Here is a 2,647-nt window from a genome sequence, read left to right on the forward strand (position 1 = left end):
CATCAAGATCCTCGAAGCAATGGCCTGGGGGGTCCCGGTCATTGCAACGCCGCTGGCAGCCGAGGGTCTCAACCTGATCGAGGGCGACGAGGTGCTTCTGTCGGACACCGACGAGGGATTGGCCGACATAGCGGTCAGACTTTGTTCCGACCATGCGCGCATGGCCAGCGTTCGCGCCCGGGCCCACGAGGCCGCGTGGTCGCGGTTCGGGCCGCAGGCGATCCGCGATGCCGTCGGTCAGGGCCTGGGCCTGGATGCCACCCGCGTCGACGCCGACTGTCACCAAGTTCAAGCCGTGAGCCGCGGATGATCCCGAAAATCCTGCACCAGACGTGGAAGACCGACATCGTCCCGGCCCGTTTCCAAGGCTATGTCGAGAGCTGGAAGCGGCATCATCCGGACTGGACGATGATGTTCTGGAACGATCGGACTTTGCTCGAGTTCGTGGCCGCACACTATCCCGGCTTCCTGCCGACCTTTTGCAGCTACGAATATGGCATTCTGCGCGCCGACGCGGGCCGCTATCTGCTTCTCCACCATTTCGGCGGGGTCTATGCCGATATCGATTGCGAATGCGTGGCGCCGTTCGATCCGCTCCTGGGCGAGGATCGGATCGTGTTCTGCACGGAGCCGGACGCCCACGCACGCGTGCAGGCGGACTTTCGCGGATTGCCTTACCTTCTGTTCAACGGGACCATGGCCAGCCCGCCGGGGCACCCGTTCTGGCTTCATTTGCTGTCGTTCCTGCCCGGGCTCGTCCGCGCAAAACAGGCGATCGACGCCACCGGGCCGTGCGTGCTTACCTCCGCGCAACTCGGCTATCCTGACCAGACGGCGTTTGCGATCCATCCGGCCGAATTGTACTCGCCTCTCGATTCGTCGGGAAAGCGGGCGGGCAGCGGCGGCATGACATTGTCGATCCACCACTGGGCGGGCACATGGTGGACGCCGGAGAGGCCCACCCGGTTGCGGCATAGGCTGCGCAAGTTGATCTACCAGGCCCGACACCGCCTGACGCGCGGGACTGTTTCCGATGAGCAAGCCGCCCGGCAAAGCGTCAGCCAAGCGGCCATCGCGGCGCCGCCGCCATTGGGATCCAACCTCGCCGTGCTGGTGCCGCTGCGCGATGCGGCCCAACACATAGAGCCATTCCTCGCCGCGTTGCGGCAGCTCGACTTCCCAAGAGACAAGATGAAGCTCGTCTTTTGCGAAGGCGACAGTTCAGATGGCAGCTGGGAGCGGTTGCAAGGCGCCACTGCAGCCCTGGGCAAGGACTATCGCGATGTCGTGCTGCTGCGGAAAAAACTCGGCACCGAGCTTGACCGCGACAAGCGAGCGAACCGGCAGCTGCAACGCTTCAGGCGCAGCGGCATCGCCAAGGTGCGTAACCATCTGATCGATCATGGGCTGAGAGACGAGGACGACTGGGCGCTGTGGATCGACATCGATGTCTGGCGTTTTCCAGCGGACGTCGTGACCCGGCTGATTGCAAGGGGGCACCGCATCGTCGCGCCGCACTGCGTGAAAGTCCCAGGCGGCGACAGCTTCGACCTCAACAGTTTCGTCACTGTGCGGCACAACAGAGATCATAACTACTTCCGCCATGTTCACGACGGTCTCTATCAGCCTCCGCGGCACACACATGCAAGGCTGCATATGAGCGATGTCCGCCACCTCGACAGCATCGGCCTGGACGGTGTCGGCGGCACCATGCTCTTGGTCGATGCCGCCTTGCATCGCGGCGGCCTTCGCTTTCCGGAGATCCCCTATCGCGACCTGATCGAGACCGAGGGTTTCGGTGCCCTGGCGAACGATCTCGGCATCAGGCCGATCGGACTGCCGCGGCTGGAGATACAGCACGTCCCCTGGTGAGGCCCCGCCTTTCCCAGTTTCCCTCCAGAAACAGCCGGCCGCGAAGGGCAGCGTCGCAGGTGCGCGCGGGTAGCGCCGCGCCACCATCAATCGTGCAACTCTCTCGCGATTGGCGGGCCAACGCTGAAGCCCGAGAACATCACCTCGAAGCCTTCGCGCTGCGGCGAGCAGCACATCATGCCGACGTCGACGCTCCGCGAGACCGGGAAATGGGCCAGCCGCACCGGTTTCCAGCGGCCGTCCGCGGCATCGAGGTACTGAACGCGAATGGCTTCGGCGTGGCGGGTCAGACGAATCCTCACGCCGTCGGGGTCTGTCGGAATGCTGACCAGCGACCAGTCGGAGGTGTCGTTGGTGACGACAACGGAAAAATAGGCGAGGCCGTCCGTGTATTCGATGCCGGCCTTGATCCAGTGCGTTTCGCTGAGCCGCAGCATCAGCCCGCCCTGATCGTAGAGCGCCTTGTATTCGCCCTTGACGGTGACCCCGGCGCTGAAGTCGCCCGCGACGGGACGATAGAGGAAATGGCCATTGTCGCGGCGGAAGCCGTAGAAGGTCTCGCGCCAAAAATCGGTCTCCTTGCCGGTGCGGACATGCAGCGTCCCGTCGCCGAACACATGGTGCGGCGGCGGGTTGAGCCAGGCCATTCCGGCAAAGTCAGAGGTCATGACGCCTGCCCGTCAGCCGGCGAACGTGTAGGCCGTCTTGACGGTGGTGTAGAACTCCATGGCGTAGCGGCCCTGCTCGCGCGGGCCGTAGCTCGAGCCCTTGCGGC

General features: G+C 64.3%; 3 protein-coding genes. 2 read left to right on the plus strand and 1 reads right to left on the minus strand.

Going from position 1 to position 2,647, the window contains the following annotated elements:
• Both EOA60_RS27915 and EOA60_RS27920 read left to right on the plus strand, forming a co-directional pair.
• The coding region (locus EOA60_RS27915) for a glycosyltransferase (protein WP_128312238.1) at positions 1 to 310 on the plus strand (310 nt) is incomplete at its 5' end.
• Positions 307 to 1,872 (plus strand): glycosyltransferase, encoded by a 1,566-nt coding sequence (locus EOA60_RS27920; protein ID WP_095824340.1) that lies wholly within the window; start codon positions 307 to 309, stop codon positions 1,870 to 1,872. The genes EOA60_RS27915 and EOA60_RS27920, both read left to right, overlap by 4 nt.
• Positions 1,873 to 1,958: 86 nt before the next feature.
• Here the strand turns inward: EOA60_RS27920 and EOA60_RS27925 are convergent, their stop codons facing one another.
• Entirely contained in the window at positions 1,959 to 2,540 is a 582-nt protein-coding gene (locus EOA60_RS27925) for a DUF1349 domain-containing protein (RefSeq protein ID WP_095824341.1), read from the minus strand.
• Positions 2,541 to 2,647: the final 107 nt, after the last annotated feature.

The organism is Mesorhizobium sp. M1A.F.Ca.IN.020.06.1.1 (assembly GCF_004023265.1).
GTDB lineage: Bacteria > Pseudomonadota > Alphaproteobacteria > Rhizobiales > Rhizobiaceae > Mesorhizobium.

What these genes read in the sequence shown, in the direction of transcription:
- EOA60_RS27920 (WP_095824340.1), top strand. Translation starts at nt 307, where the DNA reads ATGATCCCGAAAATCCTGCACCAGACGTGGAAGACCGACATCGTCCCG.
- EOA60_RS27925 (WP_095824341.1), bottom strand. Translation starts at nt 2,540, where the DNA reads ATGACCTCTGACTTTGCCGGAATGGCCTGGCTCAACCCGCCGCCGCAC.